21 protein-coding genes and 2 tRNA genes are annotated in these 24,325 nt (G+C 71.0%); 15 read left to right on the forward strand and 8 right to left on the reverse strand.

The features are described 5' to 3' along the window. Positions 1 to 63: 63 nt before the first annotated feature. From ACF1ED_RS19545 to ACF1ED_RS19555, 3 genes are all read right to left on the reverse strand, one after another. Positions 64 to 711, reverse strand: a complete 648-nt coding sequence (locus ACF1ED_RS19545; protein ID WP_391762028.1) for a superoxide dismutase — start codon at positions 709 to 711, stop codon at positions 64 to 66. Positions 712 to 885: 174 nt separating this feature from the next. Further along, on the reverse strand, positions 886 to 2,319 hold the full coding sequence (locus ACF1ED_RS19550; protein WP_391762030.1) for an amino acid permease: 1,434 nt from the start codon (positions 2,317 to 2,319) through the stop codon (positions 886 to 888). A gap of 116 nt (positions 2,320 to 2,435) precedes the next feature. Next, positions 2,436 to 3,848, reverse strand: coding sequence for an amino acid permease (locus tag ACF1ED_RS19555; RefSeq protein WP_391762032.1), 1,413 nt, complete (start codon positions 3,846 to 3,848; stop codon positions 2,436 to 2,438). A gap of 274 nt (positions 3,849 to 4,122) precedes the next feature. Here ACF1ED_RS19555 and ACF1ED_RS19560 point away from each other — a divergent pair, with 274 nt between their 5' ends. Next, positions 4,123 to 4,716 (forward strand): biotin transporter BioY, encoded by a 594-nt coding sequence (locus tag ACF1ED_RS19560; RefSeq protein ID WP_391762034.1) that lies wholly within the window; start codon positions 4,123 to 4,125, stop codon positions 4,714 to 4,716. 70 nt (positions 4,717 to 4,786) lie between these two features. Here the strand turns inward: ACF1ED_RS19560 and ACF1ED_RS19565 are convergent, their stop codons facing one another. Beyond that, positions 4,787 to 6,223, reverse strand: a complete 1,437-nt coding sequence (locus ACF1ED_RS19565) for an amino acid permease (protein WP_391762036.1) — start codon at positions 6,221 to 6,223, stop codon at positions 4,787 to 4,789. Positions 6,224 to 6,440: 217 nt separating this feature from the next. Between ACF1ED_RS19565 and ACF1ED_RS19570 the strand changes: the two genes are divergently transcribed. Next, positions 6,441 to 6,935, forward strand: a complete 495-nt coding sequence (locus ACF1ED_RS19570) for a ribose-5-phosphate isomerase (RefSeq protein ID WP_391762038.1) — start codon at positions 6,441 to 6,443, stop codon at positions 6,933 to 6,935. Beyond that, complete coding sequence (locus ACF1ED_RS19575) at positions 6,935 to 7,741, forward strand: Fpg/Nei family DNA glycosylase (RefSeq protein WP_391762040.1); 807 nt, start codon at positions 6,935 to 6,937, stop codon at positions 7,739 to 7,741. The genes ACF1ED_RS19570 and ACF1ED_RS19575 overlap by 1 nt, the downstream gene beginning before the upstream one ends. A gap of 13 nt (positions 7,742 to 7,754) precedes the next feature. On the opposite strand, the gene ACF1ED_RS19580 is transcribed toward ACF1ED_RS19575, so the two are convergent. Next, positions 7,755 to 8,987 (reverse strand): GNAT family N-acetyltransferase, encoded by a 1,233-nt coding sequence (locus ACF1ED_RS19580; protein ID WP_391762041.1) that lies wholly within the window; start codon positions 8,985 to 8,987, stop codon positions 7,755 to 7,757. Between the two features lie 106 nt (positions 8,988 to 9,093). Here ACF1ED_RS19580 and ACF1ED_RS19585 point away from each other — a divergent pair, with 106 nt between their 5' ends. Both ACF1ED_RS19585 and ACF1ED_RS19590 read left to right on the forward strand, forming a co-directional pair. Further along, positions 9,094 to 10,236: a PP2C family protein-serine/threonine phosphatase gene (locus ACF1ED_RS19585; protein WP_391762043.1), complete on the forward strand. Its 1,143-nt coding sequence runs from the start codon at positions 9,094 to 9,096 to the stop codon at positions 10,234 to 10,236. A gap of 138 nt (positions 10,237 to 10,374) precedes the next feature. Next, complete coding sequence (locus ACF1ED_RS19590) at positions 10,375 to 10,569, forward strand: hypothetical protein (protein ID WP_351107208.1); 195 nt, start codon at positions 10,375 to 10,377, stop codon at positions 10,567 to 10,569. Between the two features lie 70 nt (positions 10,570 to 10,639). On the opposite strand, the gene ACF1ED_RS19595 is transcribed toward ACF1ED_RS19590, so the two are convergent. Next, positions 10,640 to 10,710 (reverse strand) — tRNA-Gly (locus tag ACF1ED_RS19595). Between the two features lie 132 nt (positions 10,711 to 10,842). Here ACF1ED_RS19595 and ACF1ED_RS19600 point away from each other — a divergent pair. The 5 genes from ACF1ED_RS19600 (at position 10,843) to clpX (ending at position 15,529) form a co-directional block, all read left to right on the forward strand. After that, a tRNA-Pro gene (locus tag ACF1ED_RS19600) sits at positions 10,843 to 10,919 on the forward strand. 176 nt (positions 10,920 to 11,095) lie between these two features. Further along, a complete protein-coding gene (gene tig, locus ACF1ED_RS19605; RefSeq protein ID WP_391762045.1) occupies positions 11,096 to 12,481 on the forward strand; it encodes a trigger factor in 1,386 nt (461 codons plus the stop codon). A 262-nt stretch (positions 12,482 to 12,743) separates the two neighbouring features. After that, on the forward strand, positions 12,744 to 13,361 hold the full coding sequence (locus ACF1ED_RS19610; protein WP_391762047.1) for an ATP-dependent Clp protease proteolytic subunit: 618 nt from the start codon (positions 12,744 to 12,746) through the stop codon (positions 13,359 to 13,361). Positions 13,362 to 13,426: 65 nt separating this feature from the next. Beyond that, the gene (locus ACF1ED_RS19615; RefSeq protein WP_043221639.1) at positions 13,427 to 14,089 is read left to right on the forward strand and encodes an ATP-dependent Clp protease proteolytic subunit; all 663 of its coding nucleotides are present in this window, start codon (positions 13,427 to 13,429) and stop codon (positions 14,087 to 14,089) included. 156 nt (positions 14,090 to 14,245) lie between these two features. After that, positions 14,246 to 15,529: an ATP-dependent Clp protease ATP-binding subunit ClpX gene (gene clpX / locus ACF1ED_RS19620; protein ID WP_030494070.1), complete on the forward strand. Its 1,284-nt coding sequence runs from the start codon at positions 14,246 to 14,248 to the stop codon at positions 15,527 to 15,529. A gap of 69 nt (positions 15,530 to 15,598) precedes the next feature. Here clpX and ACF1ED_RS19625 read toward each other — a convergent pair whose 3' ends face one another. Further along, positions 15,599 to 16,537 (reverse strand): hypothetical protein, encoded by a 939-nt coding sequence (locus ACF1ED_RS19625; RefSeq protein ID WP_391762049.1) that lies wholly within the window; start codon positions 16,535 to 16,537, stop codon positions 15,599 to 15,601. Positions 16,538 to 16,675: 138 nt separating this feature from the next. On the opposite strand from ACF1ED_RS19625, the gene ACF1ED_RS19630 reads away from it, so the two are divergent. Further along, on the forward strand, positions 16,676 to 19,297 hold the full coding sequence (locus ACF1ED_RS19630; RefSeq protein WP_391762050.1) for a valine--tRNA ligase: 2,622 nt from the start codon (positions 16,676 to 16,678) through the stop codon (positions 19,295 to 19,297). Positions 19,298 to 19,445: 148 nt separating this feature from the next. Then, positions 19,446 to 20,585 carry a sensor histidine kinase gene (locus tag ACF1ED_RS19635; RefSeq protein ID WP_391762052.1) on the forward strand — a complete coding sequence of 380 codons (1,140 nt, stop codon included), beginning with the start codon at positions 19,446 to 19,448 and terminating at the stop codon, positions 20,583 to 20,585. A 42-nt stretch (positions 20,586 to 20,627) separates the two neighbouring features. Here ACF1ED_RS19635 and ACF1ED_RS19640 read toward each other — a convergent pair whose 3' ends face one another. Continuing rightward, positions 20,628 to 21,650: a rod shape-determining protein gene (locus tag ACF1ED_RS19640; RefSeq protein WP_391762054.1), complete on the reverse strand. Its 1,023-nt coding sequence runs from the start codon at positions 21,648 to 21,650 to the stop codon at positions 20,628 to 20,630. A 65-nt stretch (positions 21,651 to 21,715) separates the two neighbouring features. Between ACF1ED_RS19640 and ACF1ED_RS19645 the strand changes: the two genes are divergently transcribed. From ACF1ED_RS19645 to ndk, 3 genes are all read left to right on the forward strand, one after another. Continuing rightward, the gene (locus ACF1ED_RS19645) at positions 21,716 to 23,272 is read left to right on the forward strand and encodes a bifunctional folylpolyglutamate synthase/dihydrofolate synthase (protein WP_391762056.1); all 1,557 of its coding nucleotides are present in this window, start codon (positions 21,716 to 21,718) and stop codon (positions 23,270 to 23,272) included. Positions 23,273 to 23,278: 6 nt separating this feature from the next. Next, positions 23,279 to 23,647, forward strand: coding sequence for a DUF4233 domain-containing protein (locus ACF1ED_RS19650; RefSeq protein WP_391762058.1), 369 nt, complete (start codon positions 23,279 to 23,281; stop codon positions 23,645 to 23,647). Positions 23,648 to 23,711: 64 nt separating this feature from the next. Beyond that, the gene (ndk, locus tag ACF1ED_RS19655) at positions 23,712 to 24,125 is read left to right on the forward strand and encodes a nucleoside-diphosphate kinase (RefSeq protein WP_351107245.1); all 414 of its coding nucleotides are present in this window, start codon (positions 23,712 to 23,714) and stop codon (positions 24,123 to 24,125) included. The last annotated feature ends 200 nt before the right edge of the window (positions 24,126 to 24,325 follow it).

Genomic DNA, 24,325 nt, shown 5'->3' on the forward strand with positions numbered 1-24,325 from the left:
CCGCCTGCGGGTGAAGGCTGAGAAGACGATCACGAGCAGGACGACCGGGGGCCGTCGGGCGGGTCAGAACGAGATCAGCGGAACGCTGGCCTTCGCGGCCCGGTAGCGCTTGTTCACGTCCTGCCAGTTGACGACCTGCCACATGGCCTCGATGAAGTCGACCTTCTGGTTCTTGTACTGGAGGTAGAAGGCGTGCTCCCAGGCGTCGAAGACGAGGACCGGGACGGAGCCCTGGCCGACGTTGCCCTGGTGGTCGTAGACCTGCTCGACGATGAGGCGGCCGCTGACCGGCTCGTAGGCGAGGACGCCCCAGCCGGAGCCCTGGGTGGTCGCCGAGGCCTTGGTCAGCTGGGCCTTGAACTTGGCGAAGGAGCCGAAGGACTCGGTGATCGCGTCGGCGAGCTCGCCCACGCCGTCGGCCGCCAGCGGCTCGCCGCCGCCCTCGCCGCCCTTCGGGCTCGCCATGTTGTTCCAGTAGATGGAGTGGAGGATGTGGCCGGAGAGGTGGAAGGCCAGGTTCTTCTCCAGGCCGTTGACCGCCCCCCACTGGTCCTTGTCGCGCGCCTCCTCCAGCTGCTCCAGGGTGTCGTTCGCACCCTTGACGTACGCGGCGTGGTGCTTGTCGTGGTGCAGCTCGATGATCTGCGGGTTGATCACCGGCTCCAGCGCCGCGTAGTCGTACGGCAGCTCCGGAAGTGTGTAGATCGCCATGTGTGCCGAGCCCTTCGACTGACTGCTGCTTATTGCAACCTATATGCAAGTGCAGGCTAGCAGCACCTGCGGAAGAAGTTGATCAGCCCTTCGACCTAGGCCCGCCGCGCGTCCGCGCGCACGCGAAAGCCCCGCCGGCCGGGCCGGCGGGGCTTCGTGCGGGACGGGGAAGGGTCAGCCCTTCCCGGCCGGGGCCGCGGCCGCCTTCGCGCGGGACTTCTGGAGGGCGAAGCCGGTCGCGGCGAGGACCAGAGTGAGGGCGCCCGTCGCGTACAGCTGGACGCGCGTGCCCTCCTCGCGGGCCATCAGGAAGAAGATCGCGGCCATGCCGGCCAGCGCCACCCACGTCAGCACCGGGAAGGCCCACATACGCACGACCAGCTTCTCCGGCTCCTCGCGCTCGGTGCGGCGGCGCAGCACCAGCTGGGAGGCGGCGATGAAGAACCAGACGACGAGGATGATCGCGCCGATGGTGTTGAGCAGCCAGATGAACGCCTTGTCCGGCGACCAGTAGCTCAGCAGGACGGCGCCGAAGCCGACGACCGAGGAGAGCAGGACGGCCGGGCGCGGCACGCCGCCGTGGGTCCGGCCGAGCGCCTGCGGGCCCTGGCCCCGGCCGATCAGCGAGCGGGCCATGCGGGAGGCGCCGTAGATGTTGGCGTTCATCGCGGAGAGCAGGGCGACCAGCACGACCACGTTCATGATCTGGCCGGCCGCGGGGATGCCCAGGAAGTCGAGGGTGGCGACGTACGGGCCCTTCTCGACGACCGCCGGGTCGTCCCAGGGGACGAGGGTGACGATGACCGCCATCGAGCCGATGTAGAAGAGCGCGATGCGCCACATCGCCGTGCGGACCGCCTTGGCGACGCCCTGCACCGGGTGCTCGGACTCGGCCGCCGCGATGGTGACCGTCTCCAGGCCGCCGTAGGCGAAGACGGAGGCGAGCAGGCCGACGATCAGGCCCTCGGAGCCGTGCGGGAAGAAGCCGTGGTCGCCGATGAGGTTCGAGGTGCCGGGGACGTCGTCGGTGCCGGGCAGCAGGCCGGTGATGGCGAGCACGCCGATGCCGAGGAAGAGGACGATCGCGCCGACCTTCAGCGCGGCGAACCAGAACTCGAACTCGCCGAAGTTCTTCACCGCCGCCAGGTTGGTGCCGCAGAAGACCACCATGAAGAGCGCCACCCAGGCCCACTCGGGGGTGCCCGGGAACCAGCCCGTCATGATGTTCGCCGCGCCGATGCCCTCCAGGCCGACGGCCACGCAGAGCAGGAACCAGAAGGCCCAGCCCGCGGTGAAGCCGGCCCACGGGCCGAAGGCGCGCTCGGCGTGGACCGAGAAGGAGCCGGAGGCGGGGTTCGCCGCCGACATCTCGCCGAGCATCCGCATCACCAGCATGACGAGCACGCCGGAGATCGCGTACGCGATGACGATCGAGGGACCGGCGGCGGCGATGCCGGCGCCGGAGCCGACGAAGAGGCCGGCGCCGATGACGCCGCCGAGCGCGATCATCGACAGGTGGCGCTGCTTGAGGCCGTGGGAGAGGCCCTCGGAGGGAGCGGCCTGGCCGTCCTCGCGGTCGGCCTGCGCGGGCGCGGTGGTCCGGGACATGGGCAACCCTGTTCATAGGCTGAGACGGGGAGGGGAGCCCACAGTCTGGGTGCCCGCCCCGCTCAGAGGGAACGGGTGTCCGCTATACGGTCACCACCTTCACACAAGGTGAAGATTCAGTTCCGTTTCGTCGTGGACGTGCGGCTTCCCCGCGAGGCGCGGACCTCCCGCAGCCACGCCACGAGCAGCACCGCGGCCGTCGCCCCCGCCGACCACAGCACCTGCGGCCGCGCCGCGTCGTCGGTCAGCATCAGGACCAGCACCGCGCCCATCGCCGCCAGCGCCGTCCACGTCAGCCACGGGAAGCCCCACATTCGCAGCGTCAGCGTCCGGGGCGCCTCCCGCTCGATCCGCGGCCGCAGCCGCAGCTGCGACACCGCGATCAGCGCCCACACGAAGAGCAGCACCGCGCCGACCGCGTTGAGCATGTAGAGGAAGACGGAATCCGGCCACTTCAGATTGAGCAGTACGGAGACGAAGCCGAAGGCCACCGAGGCGAGCACCGCCCGCCGCGGCACCCCGCCGCCCGACACCCGCAGCAGCCCCTTCGGCGCCTCGCCGCGCTCGGCCAGCGAGAAGACCATCCGGGAGGAGCCGTACAGATTGGCGTTGAGCGCCGACAGCAGCGCCACGAACACCACCACGTTCATGATCTGTCCCGCCCCCGGCACCCCGATCGCGTCGAGCACCGCCACGTACGGCGACTCGCCCGGCACCATCGACGTCCACGGCAGCAGGGTCACGATCACCAGCATCGAGCCCACGTAGAAGAGGAGGATCCGCCACACGGCGCTGCGCACCGCCCGCGCCACGTTGCGCGCCGGGTCCTCCGACTCGGCGGCGGCGATGGTGACGACCTCCAGGCCGCCGAAGGCGAAGACCACGGCGAGCACCCCGGAGACCACCCCGGACCAGCCGTTCGGCAGGAAACCGCCCTGCCCCGTCAGGTTCGCGAGCCCCACCGGATCCGTGTCGGGCAGCCACCCGGCGATCGCCAGCGCCCCGAGGCCCAGGAAGAGGACGATCGCGCCGACCTTCAGCGCCGCGAACCAGAACTCGAACTCGCCGAAGTTCTTCACCGCCGTCAGGTTGGCGAGGGTGAACACGACCATGAAGAGCAGCACCCAGCCCCACTGCGGCACCCCCGGCACCCAGCCGTGCGCGATCCGCGCCGCGCCCGTCGCCTCCACGGCGAGGACGACGACGAGCAGGAACCAGTACAGCCAGCCCACCGAGAAGCCGGCCCAGCGGCCCAGCGCCCGCTCCGCGTGCACCGAGAACGCGCCGGACGCCGGCATCGCCGCCGACATCTCGCCCAGCATCCGCATCACCAGCATCGCGAGCGCGCCCGCGATCAGGTACGAGAGCACGATGCCGGGCCCCGCCACCGCGATGCCCGCTCCCGAGCCGACGAAGAGCCCCGCGCCGATCACCCCGCCGAGCCCGAGCATCGTCAGGTGACGCTGCTTCAGGCCGTGGGAGAGCGGCTCGGGTTCGGTGAGGGGGGCCGGCGGTGCTGCGTCGCGCATGGTGGGGGGCTCGCGCTCTGGGAGAAGTGACACACGGGGAAGGTCTTTATGGAGACCCCACAGTCTCTCCGCTGACCCGCTCCTGACGCAAAAGGGGCGTTGTGCACCGACTCCCCAGTGACAAGCGTCACGTGGCGCCCGGCGCTCGCACCGTCCTTTGTCGGAACCCCATGAAGCCCCGGCCGGTGGCTTTGTCGGCGGCTGACGGTGATCGGGCGTTCACTCCTGGCATAGCGTCAACCTGTCCCGACACCCTCACCCCCGCGGAGTACCGATGAGCACCGCCGCCGCCCCCGTCCGCACCCTCCGTACGGGCACCGTCCTGGCCGACCTCCTCCCGGCGAGCCGCGTCCGCGACGCCGTCCTCGTCGTCGGCGGAGCCGCCCTCACCGGTCTCGCCGCGCAGCTCGCCGTCCCGGTCCCGGGCTCCCCGGTCCCGGTCTCCGGCCAGACCTTCGCCGCCCTGCTCGTCGGCACCGCCCTCGGCGCCCGCCGCGGCTTCCTCTCCCTCGCCCTCTACGCCGTCGTCGGCATGGCGGGCGTCCCGTGGTTCGCGCAGGCGAGCTCCGGCTACGCGATGCCGTCCTTCGGCTACGTCCTCGGCATGCTGCTCGCCGCCACCGTCGTCGGCGCCCTGGCCCGCCGCGGCGCGGACCGCTCGGTCCTGCGCACCGCCGGCACCATGGTCCTCGGCTCCGCGATCATCTACGCGGTCGGCGTCCCCTACCTCGCCCTCGCCACCGGCATGACCCTCGGCCAGGCGGTCGCCGCCGGCCTGACCCCCTTCCTCATCGGCGACGCCCTCAAGGCCGCCCTCGCGATGGGCGCCCTCCCGGCCGCCTGGAAGCTCGTCGGCCGCAAGGGCTGACCCCGCGAGGCCGTACGCGAAGGGGCCCGCCGCTCCGTGCCGGAGCGGCGGGCCCCTTCGCGCGTCCCGGTCAGACGCGCTCGGCGGCCTTCCCGGCCCGCTCGCGGACCAGCGCGATCGCCAGCACCAGCGCGGCCACCAGCAGCGAGAGCACGACCTGCTCCCGGGCGCCGCCACCGTCGTAGATCATGTAGCCGAGGACGAAGACGATCATGCCGATCGTGGCCCACGTCAGGTACGGGAAGAGCCACATCCGCACGACGAGCTTCTCCGGGGACTCGCGCAGGATGATCCCGCGCATCCGCAGCTGGGTCACGCAGATGACCAGCCAGACGAAGAGCGCCACCGCGCCGGAGGAGTTCAGCAGGAAGGCGAAGACGGTGTCCGGCCACTGGTAGTTGAAGAACACCGCGACGAAGCCGAAGACGACCGAGGAGAGGATCGCGGCCTTCGGCACGCCCCGCTTGTCGACCTTGGCGAAGGCCTTCGGCGCGTCCCCGCGCCGCCCGAGCGAGAAGGCCATCCGGGAGGCCGTGTAGAGGCCCGAGTTCAGGCAGGACAGCACGGCGGTCAGGACGATCACGTTCATGATCTGGCCGGCCGCGGGGATGCCGATGGAGTCGAGGGCGGCGACGTACGAGCCCTTCTCGACGATCGACGGGTCGTTCCACGGCAGCAGCGTCAGGACGACGAAGATCGAGCCCAGGTAGAAGACGCCGATCCGCCAGATCACGCTGTTCGTCGCCTTGGTCACGGCCCGCTGCGGGTCCTCCGACTCGCCGGCCGCGAGGGTCACGATCTCGCTGCCCATGAAGGAGAAGACCACCATCAGCACACCGGTGAGGATCGCGCCCGCGCCCATCGGCATGAACCCGCCCGCGTCCGTGAGGTGCGCGAAGCCCGCGCCCGGGTTGTCCGAGCCCGGCAGCACGCCGAAGACCGCGAGCAGGCCGATCACCACGAAGGCGCCGATGGCGACGACCTTGATCCCGGCGAACCAGAACTCGAACTCGCCGTACGAGGCCACCGAGGCCAGGTTGGTAGCGGTGAGCACCACCATCACGATCAGCGCCCACGCCCACTGCGGCACCGCCGGGACCCAGCCCTCCAGGATGACCGCGCCCGCGGTCGCCTCGACGGCCAGCACGACGACCCAGAAGAACCAGTACAGCCAGCCGATGGTGAAGCCGGCCCAGCGGCCGAGCGCCTGGTCGGCGTAGGCGGAGAAGGAGCCCGAGGAGGGCCGCGCGGCGGCCATCTCGCCGAGCATCCGCATCACGAACACGACCATCGCGCCGACGAGCGCGTACGAGAGGAGGATCGCGGGACCGGCGGCGGCGATGCCGGAGCCGGAGCCGACGAACAGGCCGGCGCCGATGACGCCGCCGATCGCGATCATCGACAGATGGCGGTTCTTGAGCCCGGCCTTGAGGCCGTCGGACGGCGGCGTCTGACCGGGGTGACCGGTGCCGCTGCCTTCCTCGGCGAGGGTCGGCTGCGTGTTCATGAACGCTTCCTTCGGGTGCGGGGGCGGCTCGGATCGCGAGCCGGAGCCATGAAACCGGGCGACCGGCCGGTACGGAAGGTCTGATTCCGGATCGTGATTCAGGACATACTCGGGCCATGAGGTCCAGACCAGGCGGGCCGAAGGTCCGTGACCCGCCGGGACCAAGGTCCCGACCCCGCTGACGCCTGCCCCGTCCCGGCCGTGCCACACTCGGTTCATGCGCGTCTACATCGGTTCCGACCACGCCGGCTACGAACTCAAGACCCACCTCGTGGAGTGGCTGAAGGCCCACGGCCACGAGCCCGTCGACTGCGGTCCCCACATCTACGACGCCCTCGACGACTACCCGCCGTTCTGCCTGCGCGCCGCCGAGAAGGCCGCCGCCGATCCGGACGGCCTCGGCATCGTCATCGGCGGTTCCGGCAACGGCGAGCAGATCGCCGCGAACAAGGTCAAGGGCGTCCGTGCCGCCCTCGCCTGGAGCGAGCAGACCGCCGCCCTCGGCCGCGAGCACAACAACGCCAACGTCGTCGCCGTCGGCGCCCGCATGCACACCGAGGAGGAGGCGACCAAGTTCGTCGAGATCTTCCTCTCCACCCCGTACTCCGGCGACGAGCGCCACACCCGCCGCATCGAGATGCTGAGCGCGTACGAGACCACCGGCGAGCTCCCCCCGATCCCGGCCCACCACCCGCAGGAGCCCACCGCCTGATGCCCGAAGGGCACACCATCCACCGGCTGGCCGCCGACCACCGCGAGCGGTTCGGCGGCCGGCCCGTGCGCGTCTCCAGCCCCCAGGGCAAGTTCTCCGACTCCGCCGCCCTCCTCGACGGCTCCGTCCTGGAGACCACCGAGGCCCACGGCAAGCACCTCTTCCTCGGCTTCCCGCGCGACCAGTGGATCCACATCCACCTGGGCCTCTTCGGCAAGGTGGGCTTCGGCGACGCCCCCGCACCGCCGCCCGCCGACACGGTCCGCCTGCGCCTGGCGAACCCGGAGTCGTACGTCGACCTCCGCGGCCCCACCACCTGCGCGCTGATCACCGACGCCGAGAAGCGGGCGATACACGACCGGCTCGGCCCGGACCCGCTCCGCGAGGCCGACGACCCCGACGCGGCCTGGCGCCGGATCTCGAAGTCCCGCACGACGGTCGCCGCCCTGCTCATGGACCAGAAGGTCATCGCCGGCGTCGGCAACGTCTACCGCGCCGAGGTCCTCTTCCGCCACGGCATCGACCCGTACCGCGCGGGCAGGGACCTCACGCCGGGGGAGTGGGCCGCGATCTGGACCGACCTCCGCGCCCTCATGCGCGAAGGCGTCCGCCTGAACCGCATCGACACGGTCCGCCCCGAGCACACCCCCGAGGCCATGGGCCGCCCCCCGCGCGTCGACGACCACGGCGGCGAGGTCTACGTCTACCGCCGCGCGAACCTCCCCTGCCACCTCTGCGGCACCGCGGTCCGCACGGCGGACCTGGCGGCCCGGAACCTCTTCTGGTGCCCGACCTGCCAGCCCTAGGGCCCGCCCGCCGCTAGAACCCGTGCGGCAGCCAGGGCGCGACGTCCGAACCGAACGCGAGTGACGCCTCCGCCAGCGCACCGCCCCGCAGCTCGGTGACCCGCCCGGCCAGGGCCAGCGCCGCCAGGGACGTGCCGCCCAGATAGGCCGCACCCAACTCCCTTACGGAAAGCGCGAGTTCGGCGGCGTCGGAGGTCCTCGCGCACGAAGCCCCCTTCGCGTCGCCGCTCAGCCGCCACCGCCCCGCGTTCCAGGGGCAGAAGTCGTCCTCGACCTCGAACACCACGTCCACCGGCGCCCGGTACGTCCGCGCCTCCAGCGCCGCCCCCACGTCCACGAGCCGCGCGAACAGCGCCTCCCGCACCGTCGGTTCGCACCGCCGCACGTCCGAGACCAGGTGCTGCCACGCCGCGTCCACCGGCGCGCTGTTCACCCGCACCTTCGACGTCAGGTCGACCGAGCACAGGAACCGCCACAGCGCCCCCTCCGCCGCCGGATCGAGCCCGTACAGCTCGTGCACGGTCACCGCACCGTCCGCGCCGGCCCAGGTCCAGTCCGCCTTGATCGAGTAGTAGGCGTGCCCCACGACCTCGCCGCCCCGCTCCGCCAGCACGCACAGCTTCGGCGAGGCGCCCTCCCGCGACCCCGGCGGGTCCAGCAGCGGCAGCCGCTCCCAGCCCGGCCGCCGGGCCAGCATCCCGGGCCGGCGCGGCACCATCCGCGCGTACACCGCCTCCGTCGCCGCGGAGGACTCCGCGAGCGGCACCATCCGCACCGCCACCCCGTCCGCCCCGGCCGGCACGGAGAGCCGCACCCGGGTGGTGTCGATCACGGCCCGCTGCGTCCAGCTCGCCGTCCCGTACCCGAACCGCCCGTAGATGGCCGCCTCCGAGGCGGTCAGCACGGCCAGCGGTTCGCCCAGCGCCCGTACGTCGTCGAGCTGCCGGCGCATCATCGAGGTCAGGATCCCCCGCCGCCGGTGCGTTCCGGCCACACTCACCATCGTGACGCCCGCGGCCGGCACCGAGGCCCCGCCCGGCACGGTCAGCCGGAACGAGAACGCCCCCGCCGTCGCCACCGGCCGCTCGCCGCCGTCCCACACCGCCAGCGACCGCTCGCACTCGGTCAGGTCCCGCCACAGCGCCCGCTCCTCGGGTTCCTCCGGAACGCCCCCGAAGGCGAGCTCCAGCATCGCGAACCAGCGATCCCACTCCGAAGGGTCCAGCACCCGCAGTTCAGTCGTCATATGCCATCGATATCAGCGCCTCCCGCCCGGGGCGACCCGATTTCACGCACCTTGTCACCGGGGTACCCCTGCACGGGAGCGGCCCGGATCGATAGGGTCCAGGCCAATGGCCCACCACGGAGTGAACACGTACGCGGCCCGGCTGCGCCGACGCGCCCACCGGGCCCGCGTCGCGCTGCGCCGGACCGGCGTCGACTACTTCCGCGGCGGCACCTCCGACCGCCTCGCCCTCGCCGGGCTCCTCCTCACCATCCCCGCCATCGTCTGCGGCACCGTCCTCGACCCGATCTGGTGCTCGCCCGCCGCCCTCGTCCTGCCGATCGTGGCCGGCGGACTGCTGCTGCGCCCCGCCAGCCTCCTCGGCCTGTACGCGGCGGCCGCCGGCGGCCTGATCGTCGAGTCCGTGATCCTCGGCCCGTACGGCGAGGGGCCCGCCCGCGTCACCCCCGGCACCGTCCTGGTGGTCGCCGCCTGCGGCCTCTTCGGCCTGCTCATCGCCCAGTTCCGGGCCCGCGTCGGAGTGCCCTGGCGGCGCGGCGGCACCATGCTCTTCGACCTGCGCGAACGGCTCCGGGTGCAGAGCGCCCTGCCCCGGCTGCCGCGCGGCTGGCACCGCGAGATGGCGCTCCGCCCGGCCGGCGGCCAGTCCTTCTCCGGCGACTTCGTGGTCGCCGCCCGCACCCACGGCGGCCGCACCCTGGAGGTCGTCCTCACCGACGTCTCCGGCAAGGGCATGGACGCGGCCTCCCGCTCCCTGCTGCTCTCCGGCGCCTTCGGCGGCCTCCTCGGCTCGCTCCCCCCGCACGGCTTCCTGCCGGCCGCCAACGGCTACCTGCTCCGGCAGAACTGGGACGAGGGCTTCGCCACCTCCATCCACCTCGTCCTCGACCTGGACTCCGGCGACTACGAGCTCTTCTCCGCCGGCCACCTGCCCGCGCTCCAGCTCCACTCCGGCACCGGCCGCTGGGAGGAGAAGGACGGCGACGGCCCCCTCCTCGGCGTCTACGACGGCGCCGAGTTCCACCCGGTCAAGGGCAGCCTGCGCCCCGGCGACGTCCTGATGCTCTTCACCGACGGCCTGGTCGAGGCCGCCGACCGCGACCTCGCCGAGGGCATCGACCGCCTCACCGGCGAGGCCGACCGCTGCGTCTCCGCCGGATTCGAGGGCGTCGCCTGGCACCTGATCGAAGCGGTCGCCAAGGACGTCAACGACGACCGCGCCCTCCTCCTCATCTCCCGCCCGGCCTGAACCTCTCGCGCCCGTGGCGCGTCCCACGATTCGTCACCCCCCGCCGGGGGCACCGGGGTTGGTGGCACGATAGAACCGAGGGGGTGTCCGGAAGCGCACCCCGGGGCCAGGCGGGACCGACCGAGGGTGTGAGCAGTCGTGGCGATTTCTTTTTCCGCGGTGTTGTTGTTGGGGATCGTCCTCGTGGTGCTGATCCGCGGGGGCAGCCTCAAGGCCGGCCCCGCCGTCGTCGCCGTCCTCTTCGGCTTCTTCCTCGCCTTCACGGGCATGGCGGACGACATCCAGCGCTTCCTGAACTCGATATCCCAGACGATCAGCGCCATCAGGTTCTGACCGGGACGGCCCGGAAACGGCTCCGGGCCCGAGTCCCTCGACGAGGAACCGGGCCCGGAGCCGTACACAGAGCGGGCGACGGGAATCGAACCCGCGTAGCTAGTTTGGAAGACTAGGGCTCTACCATTGAGCTACGCCCGCACGGAACGCGCCGCAGGTCGGAACCAGCGCGGCACGGAAAGCATCGTAGCCGGTCCGGAGCGGTCCGTGCACGTCCCTCGGAAGAGGGGGCGTCGCAGCGTCCCCGTGCATGTACCCTACGTGTCGCACCGACGGGGTGTGGCGCAGCTTGGTAGCGCGTCCGCTTTGGGAGCGGAAGGCCGTGGGTTCAAATCCCGCCACCCCGACCAGCATGATCCCCCGCGCCTCCGACCTCGCGGGTTCTTGATCACGTTGTGGGCCTGATCCCACGTGCGGTTACTATGCAAGCTGCGTGCCCGTGTGTCTTTCTGACCGGGCCCATCGGCCGGAACCGCCCCGCGCGGCTCCGCCGGAATCCAGGAATCAGCCACAAGGAGACCGAACCGTGAAGAGCGCCGTGGAGACCCTGAACCCGACTCGGGTTCGGCTCACTGTCGAGGTGCCCTTCGAGGAGCTCAAGGACAGCCTCGACGCGGCGTACAAGAAGATCAACCAGCAGGTCACGGTCAAGGGCTTCCGCAAGGGCAAGATCCCGGCTCGTGTGATCGACCAGCGGTTCGGCCGCGGCGCCGTGCTGGAGGAGGCCGTCAACGACGCGCTCCCGAAGTTCTACACCGAGGCCGTGAACGAGGCCGAGGTCAACCCGCTGGGTCAGCCCGAGGTCGACATCACGGAGCTGAAGGACGGCGAGCTGCTCTCCTTCACCGCCGAGGTCGACGTCCGCCCGGCCATCGAGATCCCGGACTACTCCGGCATCGAGGTCGAGGTCGACGCCATCGAGGTCACCGACGAGGACGTCGAGAAGTCCGTGGAGCAGCTCCGCGAGCGCTTCGCGTCGACCAACCCGGTCGAGCGCGCCGCCGCCGAGGGCGACGTCGTCACCGTCGACCTGACCGCCAAGGTCGAGGGCGAGGTGCTGCCCGACGGCATCGCCGACGGCGTCTCGTACACCATCGGCTCCGGCGAGCTGCTCGACGGCATCGACGCCGCCGTCACCGGCCTGGAGGCCGGTGGCGAGGCCACCTTCACCTCCGAGCTGAAGGGCGGCTCGGCCGCGGGCAAGGAGGCCGAGGTCACCGTCAAGGTCACCGCCGTCGCCGCCCGCGAGCTCCCCGAGCTGGACGACGAGTTCGCGCAGATGGCGTCGGAGTTCGACACCCTCGACGAGCTCAAGGCCGACAGCCGCAAGCGCCTCGAGAACATGAAGCAGTTCGACCAGGCCACCCAGGCCCAGGAGCGCGTCCTGGAGAAGTTCCTGGAGCTGGCGGAGATCCCCGTCCCCGAGAAGCTGCTCGAGGACGAGGTCAACACCCGCAAGCACAACCTGGAGCACCACCAGCTCGGCCAGATGGGCCTGAGCCTTGAGAAGTACCTGGAGCTCCAGGGCAAGACGGTCGAGGAGTTCGAGACCGAGACCAAGGAGCAGGCGGTCAAGGGCATCAAGACCCAGTTCCTCCTCGACGAGCTGGTCTCCAAGGAGGAGCTGAACGTCGAGCAGGAGGAGCTCACCGAGCACCTCTTCCGCCGTGCCGCCTCCTCCGGCATGTCCCCCGACCAGTTCGCCCAGGCCGTCGTCCAGGGCGGCCAGGTGCCGATGCTGGTCGGCGAGGTCGCCCGCGGCAAGGCCCTCGCGGTCGTCGTCGAGGCCGCCAAGGTCGTCGACACCAACGGCGAGGTCGTCGACCTCTCCGACGACGAGGACGAGGTCGAGGCCGCCGCCGAGGCGGTCGAGGCCGTCACCGGCGAGGCCGAGGTCGCCGAGGAGAAGTAGGCCCCACCAGGCCGACGCCGGGGCCCGCGCCCCGCGCGCTCCGTATCGCGCCACGGGCCCGGACGCACTGCTGTGCGGCCGGGCCCGTGGACGTACGCGGACCTTTTATGCGCCGCCAACTACCTTGCGCTCCCAGCGAACAGTTCGGGAACCGGGATGGCGTTGTCCCACCTGCGCGTTAGGGTCCATGGATACGGGGGCACTGCCCTCTGAACGAGACGCTGAGACGGCCCGGGGCCGTCGGAGACGAGCAGGTGGATACGTGACGAATCTGAAGCCTTACGCCGCGGGTGAGCCGTCCATCGGTGGCGGCCTCGGCGACCATGTCTACAACCGGCTGCTCGGCGAGCGCATCATCTTCCTCGGCCAGCAGGTCGACGACGAGATCGCCAACAAGATCACCGCCCAGATGCTCCTCCTGGCCGCAGACCCGGACAAGGACATCTTCCTCTACATCAACAGCCCCGGTGGCTCCGTGACGGCCGGCATGGCCGTCTACGACACCATGCAGTACATCCCCAACGACGTCGTGACCATCGGTATGGGCATGGCGGCCTCGATGGGCCAGTTCCTGCTCACCGGCGGCACCCCCGGCAAGCGCTTCGCGCTGCCGAACACCGACATCCTGATGCACCAGGGCTCCGCCGGCATCGGCGGCACGGCCTCCGACATCAAGATCCAGGCCGAGTACCTCCTTCGCACGAAGAAGCGCATGGCCGAGATCACCGCGCACCACTCCGGCCAGACCGTCGAGGCGATCATCCGCGACGGCGACCGCGACCGCTGGTTCACCGCGGAGGAGGCCAAGGACTACGGCCTCATCGACGACATCATCACGCACGCCGCGGGTGTTCCGGGCGGCGGCGGCACGGGCGCCTGAGCGCCGGCAGCCCCCCGAAGAGCCCCAGCCCCCCGCCGAACGCCACCAGGACGGTGAACACCCAGATGCAGAACAACCTCTCCCCGAGCGGCCTCTACACCGGCGCGCCGATGGACAACCGCTACGTCGTCCCGCGCTTCGTCGAGCGCACCTCGCAGGGCATCCGCGAGTACGACCCGTACGCGAAGCTCTTCGAGGAGCGCGTGATCTTCCTCGGCGTGCAGATCGACGACGCCTCCGCCAACGACGTCATGGCGCAGCTGCTGTGCCTGGAGTCGATGGACCCGGACCGCGACATCTCCATCTACATCAACAGCCCCGGTGGCTCCTTCACCGCGCTCACGGCCATCTACGACACGATGCAGTTCGTGAAGCCGGACATCCAGACGGTCTGCATGGGCCAGGCGGCCTCCGCCGCGGCCGTGCTGCTCGCCGCCGGCACCCCCGGCAAGCGGATGGCCCTGCCGAACGCCCGCGTGCTGATCCACCAGCCCTCCGGCGGCACCGGCCGCGAGCAGCTCTCCGACCTGGAGATCGCGGCCAAGGAGATCCTGCGGATGCGCGACCAGCTGGAGACCATGCTGGCCAAGCACTCCACCACGCCGATCGAGAAGATCCGCGAGGACATCGAGCGCGACAAGATCCTCACGGCCGAGGACGCCCTCGCGTACGGCCTGGTCGACCAGATCGTCTCGACCCGCAAGAGCACGGCCGCCGCGGCGCACTGACGCCCGACCTTCCCGTGGCACGGAGCGCGTGGCCGAATCGCGACCATGTGAACCGTGCCAAGGGGGGCCCGAACGGGGGGCCCGGCAAGGTACCGTCGAATATGAGGCACCAGGAGTCGCTGAACCAAGCGCTCCCAGGCGAAGGGGAAGCACCTCGTGGCACGCATCGGTGATGGCGGCGACCTGCTCAAGTGCTCGTTCTGTGGAAAGAGCCAGAAGCAGGTGAAGAAGCTCATCGCGGGACCCGGTGTGTACATCTGCGACGAGTGCATCGACCTCTGCAACGAGATCATCGAAGAGGAACTCGCGGAGACGAGCGAGGTGCGCTGGGAGGAACTCCCCAAGCCCCGCGAGATCTACGAGTTCCTGGAGGGGTACGTCGTCGGCCAGGAGCCGGCGAAGAAGGCCCTCTCGGTCGCTGTGTACAACCACTACAAGCGCGTTCAGGCCGGCGAGAACGGCGGCGCGCAGGGCCGTGACGACGCCATCGAACTGGCCAAGTCCAACATCCTGCTGCTGGGCCCCACGGGCTCCGGCAAGACGCTCCTGGCCCAGACCCTGGCCCGGATGCTCAACGTCCCCTTCGCCATCGCCGACGCGACGGCGCTGACGGAGGCCGGCTACGTCGGCGAGGACGTCGAGAACATCCTGCTCAAGCTGATCCAGGCCGCGGACTACGACGTCAAGAAGGCCGAGACCGGCATCATCTACATCGACGAGATCGACAAGGTCGCCCGTAAGAGCGAAAACCCGTCGATCACGCGAGACGTCTCCGGCGAGGGCGTGCAGCAGGCCCTCCTGAAGATCCTGGAGGGCACCACGGCCTCGGTCCCGCCGCAGGGCGGCCGGAAGCACCCGCACCAGGAGTTCATCCAGATCGACACGACGAACGTGCTCTTCATCGTGGGCGGCGCCTTCGCCGGCCTGGAGAAGATCATCGAGTCGCGGGCGGGCGCCAAGGGCATCGGCTTCGGGGCGACCATCCGCTCCAAGCGCGAGATCGAGGCGAGCGACCAGTTCCAGGAGGTCATGCCGGAGGACCTGGTGAAGTTCGGGATGATCCCCGAGTTCATCGGCCGTCTCCCCGTCATCACCTCGGTCCACAACCTCGACCGCGAGGCCCTCCTCAAGATCCTCGTCGAGCCGCGCAACGCGCTGGTGAAGCAGTACCAGCGCCTCTTCGAACTCGACGGCGTCGAGCTGGACTTCGACCGTCCGGCCCTGGAGGCCATCGCGGACCAGGCCATCCTCCGCGGCACCGGCGCGCGCGGCCTGCGCGCCATCATGGAGGAGGTCCTCCAGTCGGTGATGTACGAGGTCCCCTCCCGCAAGGACGTGGCCCGCGTCGTCATCACCGCGGACGTCGTCCGCAACAACGTGAACCCGACCCTCGTCCCCCGGATCGTCAAGAACGACGGCCGCCACGAGAAGTCGGCGTAACCCGTACCGACGCCGAAGGGGCGCCCCACCGGAATCCGGCGGGGCGCCCCTTCGCGTGGGTCCGGTGCGTCAGATCTTGACGCGGACCTCCTTGCGGAGCTTGGCGGCGATCGCGGCGACCTCCTCGGCCGTGCCGGCCTTGCCGGTCATCAGGTCGGCCAGGTTGAAGTGCATCACGTAGCCGACGGTGCTGTGGTCGCCCCAGAGGCAGACGGGCATCGTCAGTTCCTTGGGGCCGAGGCCGCCGGACTCGGCACCCGTCGGGGCCTTGACCTCCTGGCACTTCAGCACGGCGCCGTCGAGGCCCTCGGGGGTGTACGCCTTGGGCTCGCCGACCAGCTCGCCCTTCTCCTTCTCGTCCTTCTCCGCCTGGGCCTCGGCCTTCATGTTGGCGAAGATGGCGTCGACGGTCTTCTCCGGGTCCTCGATCTCGCCGTACACGCCGCCGAACTGGAGCATCTTGCCGGCGAGCGGGTTCGCCTTGTCCTCGACCTTCCAGGAGCCGTTGACCTCCTGGGGGTTCTTGACCCCGTACTTCGCGGCGTCCTTGACGACGTCGTCGTTGCCCGAGCCGCCCCCGCTGGAGGCGTCCTTCTTGTACTCGGTCAGCACCGTCTCCGGCGTCACCAGCTTGTGCGGCCCGTCGTTCGCGACGGACGCGCCGCCACCGCCGCCGATCAGGAAGTACGCGCCGACCGCGATCGCCGCGACGACGGCGACCGCGCCGATGATGATCGGGGTCTTGGACTTCTTGGGGGCCGGCGGGTGGGGCACGTAGCCGCCGGGCCCCTGGGGGGCGCCGTACTGCGGCTGCTGGCCGTACGGGTTCGGCTGCTGCTGCGGGTAGCCGTACGGCTGCTGCTGCGGCGGCACGCCCTGGGGGGCCTGCTGGGGGTAGCCGTAACCGGGCTGACCCTGCGGCTGCCCGTACGGGCCGGGCTGCTGGCCGTAGGGCCCGGGCTGCTGAGGCTGCTGGCCCCCGTACGGACCCGGCTGGTTGTAGCTCATCTACTGCTTCCCCTCACAGGACGTTTATGCGTAGCGAACATCCTGGCGGAAGCCGCCCCGTGGTGGGGCGGCGGGGGTCACACCGTTACCGAACAATCGCGTTTCAGGACACGACCGTCACCCCCCTAAACTGGGCCCGTGACCGAGAACACTCAGCAGCAGACAGCAGCCACCACCGAATTGCCGACCCAGTACACGCCGGCCGAGGTAGAGGGCCCGCTGTACGAGCGCTGGGTGGAGCGCGGCTACTTCGAGGCGGACGCGAAGAGCGAGAAGCCCGCGTACACGATCGTCATCCCGCCGCCGAACGTCACCGGCTCGCTCCACCTGGGCCACGCCTTCGAGCACACGCTGATCGACGCCCTCACCCGCCGCAAGCGGATGCAGGGCTTCGAGACGCTGTGGCAGCCGGGCATGGACCACGCCGGCATCGCCACCCAGAACGTCGTCGAGCGCGAGCTCGCCAAGGAGGGCAAGTCCCGCCACGACCTGGGCCGCGAGGCCTTCGTCGAGCGCGTCTGGGAGTGGAAGGCCGAGTCCGGCGGCCAGATCGCCGGCCAGATGCGCCGCCTCGGCGAGGGCCTGGCCTGGAGCCGGGACCGCTTCACCATGGACGAGGGCCTGTCCCGGGCCGTCCAGACCGTCTTCAAGAAGATGTTCGACGACGGTCTGATCTACCGCGCCGAGCGCATCATCAACTGGTGCCCGCGCTGTCTGACGGCCATCTCCGACATCGAGGTCGACTACCAGGACGACGACGGCGAGCTCGTCTCCATGAAGTACGGCGAGGGCGACGACACCATCGTCGTCGCCACCACCCGCGCCGAGACGATGCTCGGTGACACCGCCGTCGCCGTCCACCCCGACGACGAGCGGTACGCCCACCTGATCGGCAAGCAGATCAAGCTGCCGCTGACCGACCGTACGATCCCGGTCGTCGCCGACACCCACGTCGACCCGGAGTTCGGCACCGGCGCCGTCAAGGTGACCCCGGCGCACGACCCGAACGACTTCGCCATCGGCCAGCGCCACGACCTCGAATCCATCGAGGTCCTCGACGAGCGCGGCGTGATCACCGTCCACGGCCCCTTCCAGGGCCTGGACCGCTTCGAGGCCCGCTCCGCGATCGTCGCCGCCCTGCGCGCCGAGGGCCGGATCGTCGCCGAGAAGCGCCCGTACGTCCACTCCGTCGGCCACTGCTCGCGCTGCAAGACGACGCTGGAGCCGCGCCTGTCGATGCAGTGGTGGGTCAAGGTCGAGACGCTGGCCAAGGCCGCCGGCGACGCGGTCCGCGACGGCCGGGTCAACATCCACCCGGCCGACATGTCGCAGCGCTACTTCGACTGGGTCGACAACCTCAACGACTGGTGCATCTCCCGCCAGCTGTGGTGGGGCCACCGCATCCCGGTCTGGCACGGTCCGAACGGCGAGCTGGTCTGCGTCGGCCCCGACGACGAGGCGCCCACGGGTGACGGCTGGACGCAGGACACCGACGTCCTCGACACGTGGTTCTCGTCCGGCCTGTGGCCGTTCTCCACGCTCGGCTGGCCGGAGCAGACGCCGGACCTGGAGAAGTTCTACCCGAACTCCGTCCTGGTCACCGGCTACGACCTGATGTTCTTCTGGGTCGCCCGGATGATGATGTTCGGCCTGTACGCGATGGACGGCCAGCCGCCGTTCCGCACGATCGCGTTCCACGGCATGGTCCGCGACGAGTTCGGCAAGAAGATGTCGAAGTCGTTCGGGAACACGGTCAACCCGCTCGACTGGATGGACAAGTACGGCTCCGACGCCCTGCGCTTCACCCTGGCCAAGGGCGCCAACCCGGGCGTCGACGTCCCGATCGGCGAGGACTGGGTCCAGGCGTCCCGGAACTTCGCCAACAAGATCTGGAACGCCACGCGCTTCGCGATGATGAACGGCGCGACGGTCGAGGGCCCGCTGCCGGACGCCTCCGCGATGTCGGCGACCGACCGCTGGATCCTGTCCCGCCTGAACAAGGTCGTCGCCGAGGCGGACGCCTACTACGACGACTACCAGTTCGCGAAGCTCGCCGACGCCCTGTACCACTTCGCGTGGGACGAGGTCTTCGACTGGTACGTCGAGCTGTCGAAGACGACGTTCTTCGACGGCGGCGAGCAGGCCAAGGTCTCGGCGCGCGTCCTGGGCGAGGTCCTCGACGTCACCCTGCGCCTGCTCCACCCGATCGTCCCGTTCGTCACGGACACCCTGTGGACCACGCTGACGGGCGGCGAGTCGGTCGTCATCGCCGAGTGGCCGAAGGACTCGGGCTTCCGCGACGAGGCCGCCGAGAAGGAGATCGAGCTGGTCCAGCGGGTCGTCACCGAGGTCCGTCGCTTCCGCTCCGACCAGGGTCTCCAGCCCGGCCAGAAGGTCCCGGCCCGCCTGGAGCTCGACGGCACCGCGCTCGCCCCGCACGAGGCGGCCATCCGTCAGCTGCTCCGCCTCCAGCCGGAAGGCGACGGCTTCGCCGCCACCGCCTCCCTGCCGGTCGCCGGCGCCACCGTCGCGCTCGACCTGTCCGGCACGATCGACGTCGCCGCCGAGCGCAAGCGCCTCGCGAAGGACCTGGCCGCCGCCGAGAAGGAGAAGGCCCAGGCCGAGGCCAAGCTCGGCAACGAGGCCTTCCTGGCCAAGGCCCCCGACAACGTCGTGGACAAGATCAAGGGCCGTCTCGCCAAGGCGGACGAGGACATCGCCCGCATCCAGTCCCAGCTGGACAGGCTGCCCCAGGCGTAACGCGTACGGAGGAAGGGCCCGGGACCGTCGTGGTCCCGGGCCCTTCCGCGTCCCCGCTCCGGAAGGAAGGGGACGAAGTGCCCGATCTCACAGCAGACGGGACTTCGGGTCCACGGCGTCGGGACCAAGGACCCTGGATGATGGAGGCATGCTCCGCCTCCCCGCCGACCCCGCGCTGCGCCGCCGCGCGGACCGGTGGGCCGGTTCGCCCCGGGCGCTGGACGTCGTGGCCGCGCTCAGCGCCTTCGGGCTGATGGTCCTGGACGTGCCGGGGCTCGCCCGGCAGGACAACTCGCTCACCGGGGTCACCGCCACCCTGGTCCTCGCCGCCGGCGCCGCGACCCTGGTGCTGCGGCGGCGGGCGCCCTGGGTCCCGTACCTCGTGGCGCTCGGCCTGATGGGCTGGCTGCACGAGGTGACCCTGATCCAGTTCGCGCTGTACTCGATCGGCCGCTTCCGGGGCCGGCGGGCCGCCGTCGCCGCGACGCTGCTCTACATGGGGGTGGCGTACGCCTACTTCCTGATGCCGGGCTGGCCCGTCCGGCACGGCGCCACGCTGAGCGACTTCCTCAGCCTCGTCATCCCCATCGGGGTGCTCGCGGCCGGCGTCGGCATCGCCGCCCACCGCCACGACCTCGTCGGCGCCCTGGAGGTCCAGCGGCGCGAGGCCGCCGCCCGGCAGGCCGTCCAGGAGGAGCGCATCCAGGTGGGCCGGGACGTCCACGACCTGGTCGGGCGCGAGCTGACCGTGCTCGCGGTGCGGGCCGAGGTGCTCGCCGTGAGGGCCCGGGGAGATGCCCACCAGAAGGACTTCGAGGAGCTGGCGGAGACCGCCCGGCGCGCCCACCTCATGCTGAACGAGACGCTCGTGCGGCGCGCCGACCGGGAGGGCGGCACGCCCGGTCTGGAGGGCCTCGCGGACCTGGCCGCCGAGAGCGAGCGGATGGGCAGCCCGGTGGAGCTGGACGTGGCCGAGGACGTGAAGGCGCTCTCGCCGCTGCGGCAGACCGCGGTCCACCGCGTGGTCCAGGAGTGCCTGACGAACGCGGCGAAGCACGCGCCGGGCCTGCCGGTGCGGGTCGCGATCGGCGTCGACGGGCCGAGCCTGTGGATCGAGGTCCGCAACCCGCTGCCGCGGACCCCTCCGGACCGAGTCCCCGTCTCCACCGGCACCGGCCTCGTCTCGATGGACGAGCGCGTCGCCAGCATGGGCGGCACCCTCACGGCGGGGGAGAAGGACGACGCGTACGTGGTCCGGGCGACGCTGCCGGCCGGTCTGACGCGCTGAGCCGGAGCCGTACGCCCCGTACGCCCCGTCCGCCCCCGCGCGTCACCGCGTCGGCTCCGCCTTGCCCAGGACCCGCTGGAGGCCGTCGAAGTCCTCCACGCAGCGGCCCGAGCCGAGCGCCACGCAGTCCAGCGGGTCGTCCGCCACGAAGACCGGGATGCCCGTCGACGAGGCCGTCCTGAGGTCCAGACCCGGCAGCAGCGCGCCCCCGCCGGTCAGGACGATGCCGTGCTCCATCACGTCGCCGGACAGCTCCGGCGGGCACTCCTCCAGCGTCGCCCGCACCGCCGCGATGACCGCCTCCACCGGCTCGTCCAGGGCCTGCCGGACCTCCGGCACGGAGAGCTCCACCGTGCGCGGCAGGCCGCTGACCTTCTCCCGGCCGCGCACGGTGAAGACGCTCCGCTCGAACTCCTCGCCGCCCGGCACCGGCCACGCCGAGCCGATCGCCACCTTCACGTCCTCCGCCGTCCGCTCGCCGATCAGCAGCGAGTGCTCCTTGCGGACGTGGTCGGTGATCGCCGTGTCGAAGCGGTCGCCGCCGACCCTCAGCGAGCGCGCGGTGACGATGCCCCCGAGCGAGATCACCGCCACCTCGGTCGTCCCGCCGCCGATGTCGACGACCATCGAGCCGCGCGGGTCGGAGACCGGCAGGCCAGCCCCGATCGCCGCCGCCATCGGCTCCTCGACGAGGTGGACGGCCCGCGCGCCCGCCGAGAGCGAGGCGTGCACGACGGCCCGCCGCTCGACCGGGGTCACCCCGCTGGGCACGCACACGACCATCCGGGTGCGGGGGCGCCGGCGCCCCGGCACGGCCTTGCGGACGAAGTGCCGGATCATCTCCTCGGCGGCCTCGTAGTCGCTGATCACGCCGTCCCGCAGGGGCCGGATCGCGGTGATCGTGCCGGGCGTCCGGCCGATCGTCTCCTTCGCCTCCGTGCCGACCGCGAGCGCGTGCCGGGAGCCCTCCTTGACCGCCACCACGGACGGCTCGTTGAGCACGATGCCCCGCCCGCGCGCGTAGAGGAGGGTGTTGGCCGTGCCGAGATCGATGCCTATGTCCATGATCGCCAAGTTTGCCGGGCGGCCCCGGCGGACGGCGGGCCGAAGGTCCCGAACGGGGTGGGCCGATGGTCCTGTCGGCGGGGCTCCGTAGACTTGGCTCCGTGAGTGACCCGAGCGACCCGCGCGACCACGCCGACCACACCGACGACGGCTTCGACGACATCGTCGGCGAAGAGACCGATCGCGACCCCGACCTGGCGGTGATCGAGGCCGGCAGCCGCACCCTGCGCGCACAGGCCGGACCCCCGCAGGGCGACCCCGTGCCGACCCGCCCCGAGGACCCGGAGCTGGACAAGGCGCTGCGCGAGGTCGAGACCGAGCTCTCGACCCGCTGGGGCGAGACCAAGCTGGAGCCGTCGGTCAAGCGGATCGCGGCCCTGATGGACGTGCTGGGCGAGCCGCAGCGCGCGTACCCCTCGATCCACATCACGGGCACCAACGGCAAGACGTCGACGGCCCGCATGATCGAGTCCCTGCTCGGCGCCTTCGAGCTGCGCACCGGCCGCTACACCTCGCCGCACGTGCAGACCGTCACCGAGCGGATCAGCCTGGACGGCGCCCCGATCTCCGCCGAGCGGTTCATCGAGACGTACCAGGACGTGAAGCCGTACGTGGAGATGGTCGACGCCCGGGAGGAGTACCGCCTCTCCTTCTTCGAGGTCCTCACCGGCATGGCCTACGCGGCCTTCGCGGACGCCCCGGTCGACGCGGCCGTCGTCGAGGTCGGCATGGGCGGCACCTGGGACGCGACCAACGTGATCGACGGCTCCGTCGCCGTCGTCACCCCGATCGACCTGGACCACACCGACCGCCTGGGCGAGACCACCGGCGAGATCGCCGGCGAGAAGTCCGGGATCATCAAGCCGGGCGCGACGGTCATCCTGGCCCAGCAGCCGGTGGACGCCGCCCAGGTGCTCCTGAAGAAGGCCGTCGACGTCGACGCGACCGTGGCCCGCGAGGGCATGGAGTTCGGCGTGGTCTCCCGCGAGGTGGCCGTCGGCGGACAGCTGCTGACCCTGCGCGGCCTCGGCGGCGAGTACGACGGGATCTTCCTGCCGCTGTACGGCGCCCACCAGGCGCACAACGCGGCCGTGGCGCTCGCCGCCGTCGAGGCCTTCTTCGGCATCGGCGCCGAGCACGCCCGCGCCCTCGACGTCGAGACCGTCCGGCGCGCCTTCGCCCAGACGTCCTCGCCCGGGCGCCTCGAAGTCGTCCGCTCCTCCCCGACGGTCATCCTCGACGCCGCGCACAACCCCCACGGGGCCCGGGCGACCGCCGAGGCCGTCTCCGAGTCCTTCGGCTTCTCCCGGCTCATCGGCGTCGTCTCCACCAGCGGCGACAAGGACGCCCGGGGGCTCCTGGAGGCATTCGAACCGATCTTCGCCGAGATCGTGATCACCCAGAACTCCACCTCCCGCGCCACCGACGCCGACGCGCTGGCCGCGGTCGCCGTCGAGGTCTTCGGCGAGGACCGGGTCGTCGTGGAGCCGCGGCTGCCCGACGCCCTGGAGGCGGCGATCACGCTCGCCGAGGAGGAGGCCGAGTACGGCGGCGCCGGCGTGCTGGTGACCGGTTCGATCTTCACGGTCGGCGACGCCCGGCTGCTGCTCAAGAGGGGCTGACCCGGAATGCGCACGCTCTGCTCCTCCACGCTCATCGGCGAGTTCTTCGTCATCGGCTTCGCCGGTCTCGTCGCGATGAAGGACGACGGCCTCAGCACCTCCACCGTCTGGTGGGTGTGCGGTGTGGCGATGGTCCTCTCCGTGCTGCTCTGCGGGATGATCACCCGTCCCGGCGGCGTCCAGCTCGGTTGGGCGCTCCAGATCGGACTGATCATCAGCGGCTTCTTCGTGCCCGTCATGTACTTCCTCGGGGCCGTCTTCGCGGTCCTGTGGTGGTGCTCGGTGCACTACGGGCGCAAGGTGGACGAGATCAAGGCCCGCTGGGCCGCCTCGAACGCCGCCGGACAGGGCTCCGCAGGGCCTGACGCTGCGTGACGGAGGGCGGTGCGGGCCCTGTAGATTCATAGACCCGCACACCCTTCCCGAAGGAGTTCCCCCCGTGAGCCAGCGCACGCTCGTCCTGCTCAAGCCCGACGCGGTCCGCCGCGGTCTGATCGGCGAGATCATCGGCCGCATCGAGCGCAAGGCCGGCTGGACCCTCGCGGCCCTGGAGCTGCGCGAGCTGGACCAGGAGACGCTGGAGCAGCACTACGGCGAGCACAAGGGCAAGCCCTTCTACGAGCCGCTGATGGGCTTCATGTCCTCCGGTCCGGTCGTCGCGCTCGTCGTCGAGGGCGAGCGGGTCATCGAGGGCGTCCGCCAGCTGGCGGGTCCGACCGACCCGATCGCCGCCGCCCCGGGTTCCATCCGCGGCGACTTCGGCACCATCGTCCGCGAGAACCTCATCCACGCCTCGGACTCCGAGGAGTCCGCCGCGCGCGAGCTGAAGATCTTCTTCCCCGGTCTCGCGTGACGCAGTGCCCCGTGTGACGCGCGGCTGACCCGTCGTCAGCCGAACGGCAGCACCTGATGGGGCGACCGAAGGAATTCGGCCGCCCCCAGGCATATGAACGCCAATCCCGGGAACGGATCGCCGCGTCCTACCGTCACCTAGTACAGAGGTGGACCAGCGCGCGCCATCCGCGTGAGCGGCACTACGATGAAAACTCTTCG

It is taken from the genome of Streptomyces sp. NPDC014656 (genome assembly GCF_043084305.1).
In the GTDB taxonomy this organism is placed as follows: domain Bacteria; phylum Actinomycetota; class Actinomycetes; order Streptomycetales; family Streptomycetaceae; genus Streptomyces.

Excerpts from the sequence above, each read along its gene's own strand:
- ACF1ED_RS19545 (WP_391762028.1), bottom strand. The coding sequence starts at position 711 with ATGGCGATCTACACACTTCCGGAGCTGCCGTACGACTACGCGGCGCTG.
- ACF1ED_RS19550 (WP_391762030.1), bottom strand. The coding sequence starts at position 2,319 with ATGTCCCGGACCACCGCGCCCGCGCAGGCCGACCGCGAGGACGGCCAG.
- ACF1ED_RS19555 (WP_391762032.1), bottom strand. The coding sequence starts at position 3,848 with ATGCGCGACGCAGCACCGCCGGCCCCCCTCACCGAACCCGAGCCGCTC.
- ACF1ED_RS19560 (WP_391762034.1), top strand. The coding sequence starts at position 4,123 with ATGAGCACCGCCGCCGCCCCCGTCCGCACCCTCCGTACGGGCACCGTC.
- ACF1ED_RS19565 (WP_391762036.1), bottom strand. The coding sequence starts at position 6,223 with ATGAACACGCAGCCGACCCTCGCCGAGGAAGGCAGCGGCACCGGTCAC.
- ACF1ED_RS19570 (WP_391762038.1), top strand. The coding sequence starts at position 6,441 with ATGCGCGTCTACATCGGTTCCGACCACGCCGGCTACGAACTCAAGACC.
- ACF1ED_RS19575 (WP_391762040.1), top strand. The coding sequence starts at position 6,935 with ATGCCCGAAGGGCACACCATCCACCGGCTGGCCGCCGACCACCGCGAG.
- ACF1ED_RS19580 (WP_391762041.1), bottom strand. The coding sequence starts at position 8,987 with ATGACGACTGAACTGCGGGTGCTGGACCCTTCGGAGTGGGATCGCTGG.
- ACF1ED_RS19585 (WP_391762043.1), top strand. The coding sequence starts at position 9,094 with ATGGCCCACCACGGAGTGAACACGTACGCGGCCCGGCTGCGCCGACGC.
- ACF1ED_RS19615 (WP_043221639.1), top strand. The coding sequence starts at position 13,427 with ATGCAGAACAACCTCTCCCCGAGCGGCCTCTACACCGGCGCGCCGATG.
- ACF1ED_RS19625 (WP_391762049.1), bottom strand. The coding sequence starts at position 16,537 with ATGAGCTACAACCAGCCGGGTCCGTACGGGGGCCAGCAGCCTCAGCAG.
- ACF1ED_RS19635 (WP_391762052.1), top strand. The coding sequence starts at position 19,446 with ATGCTCCGCCTCCCCGCCGACCCCGCGCTGCGCCGCCGCGCGGACCGG.
- ACF1ED_RS19640 (WP_391762054.1), bottom strand. The coding sequence starts at position 21,650 with ATGGACATAGGCATCGATCTCGGCACGGCCAACACCCTCCTCTACGCG.
- ACF1ED_RS19645 (WP_391762056.1), top strand. The coding sequence starts at position 21,716 with ATGGTCCTGTCGGCGGGGCTCCGTAGACTTGGCTCCGTGAGTGACCCG.
- ACF1ED_RS19650 (WP_391762058.1), top strand. The coding sequence starts at position 23,279 with ATGCGCACGCTCTGCTCCTCCACGCTCATCGGCGAGTTCTTCGTCATC.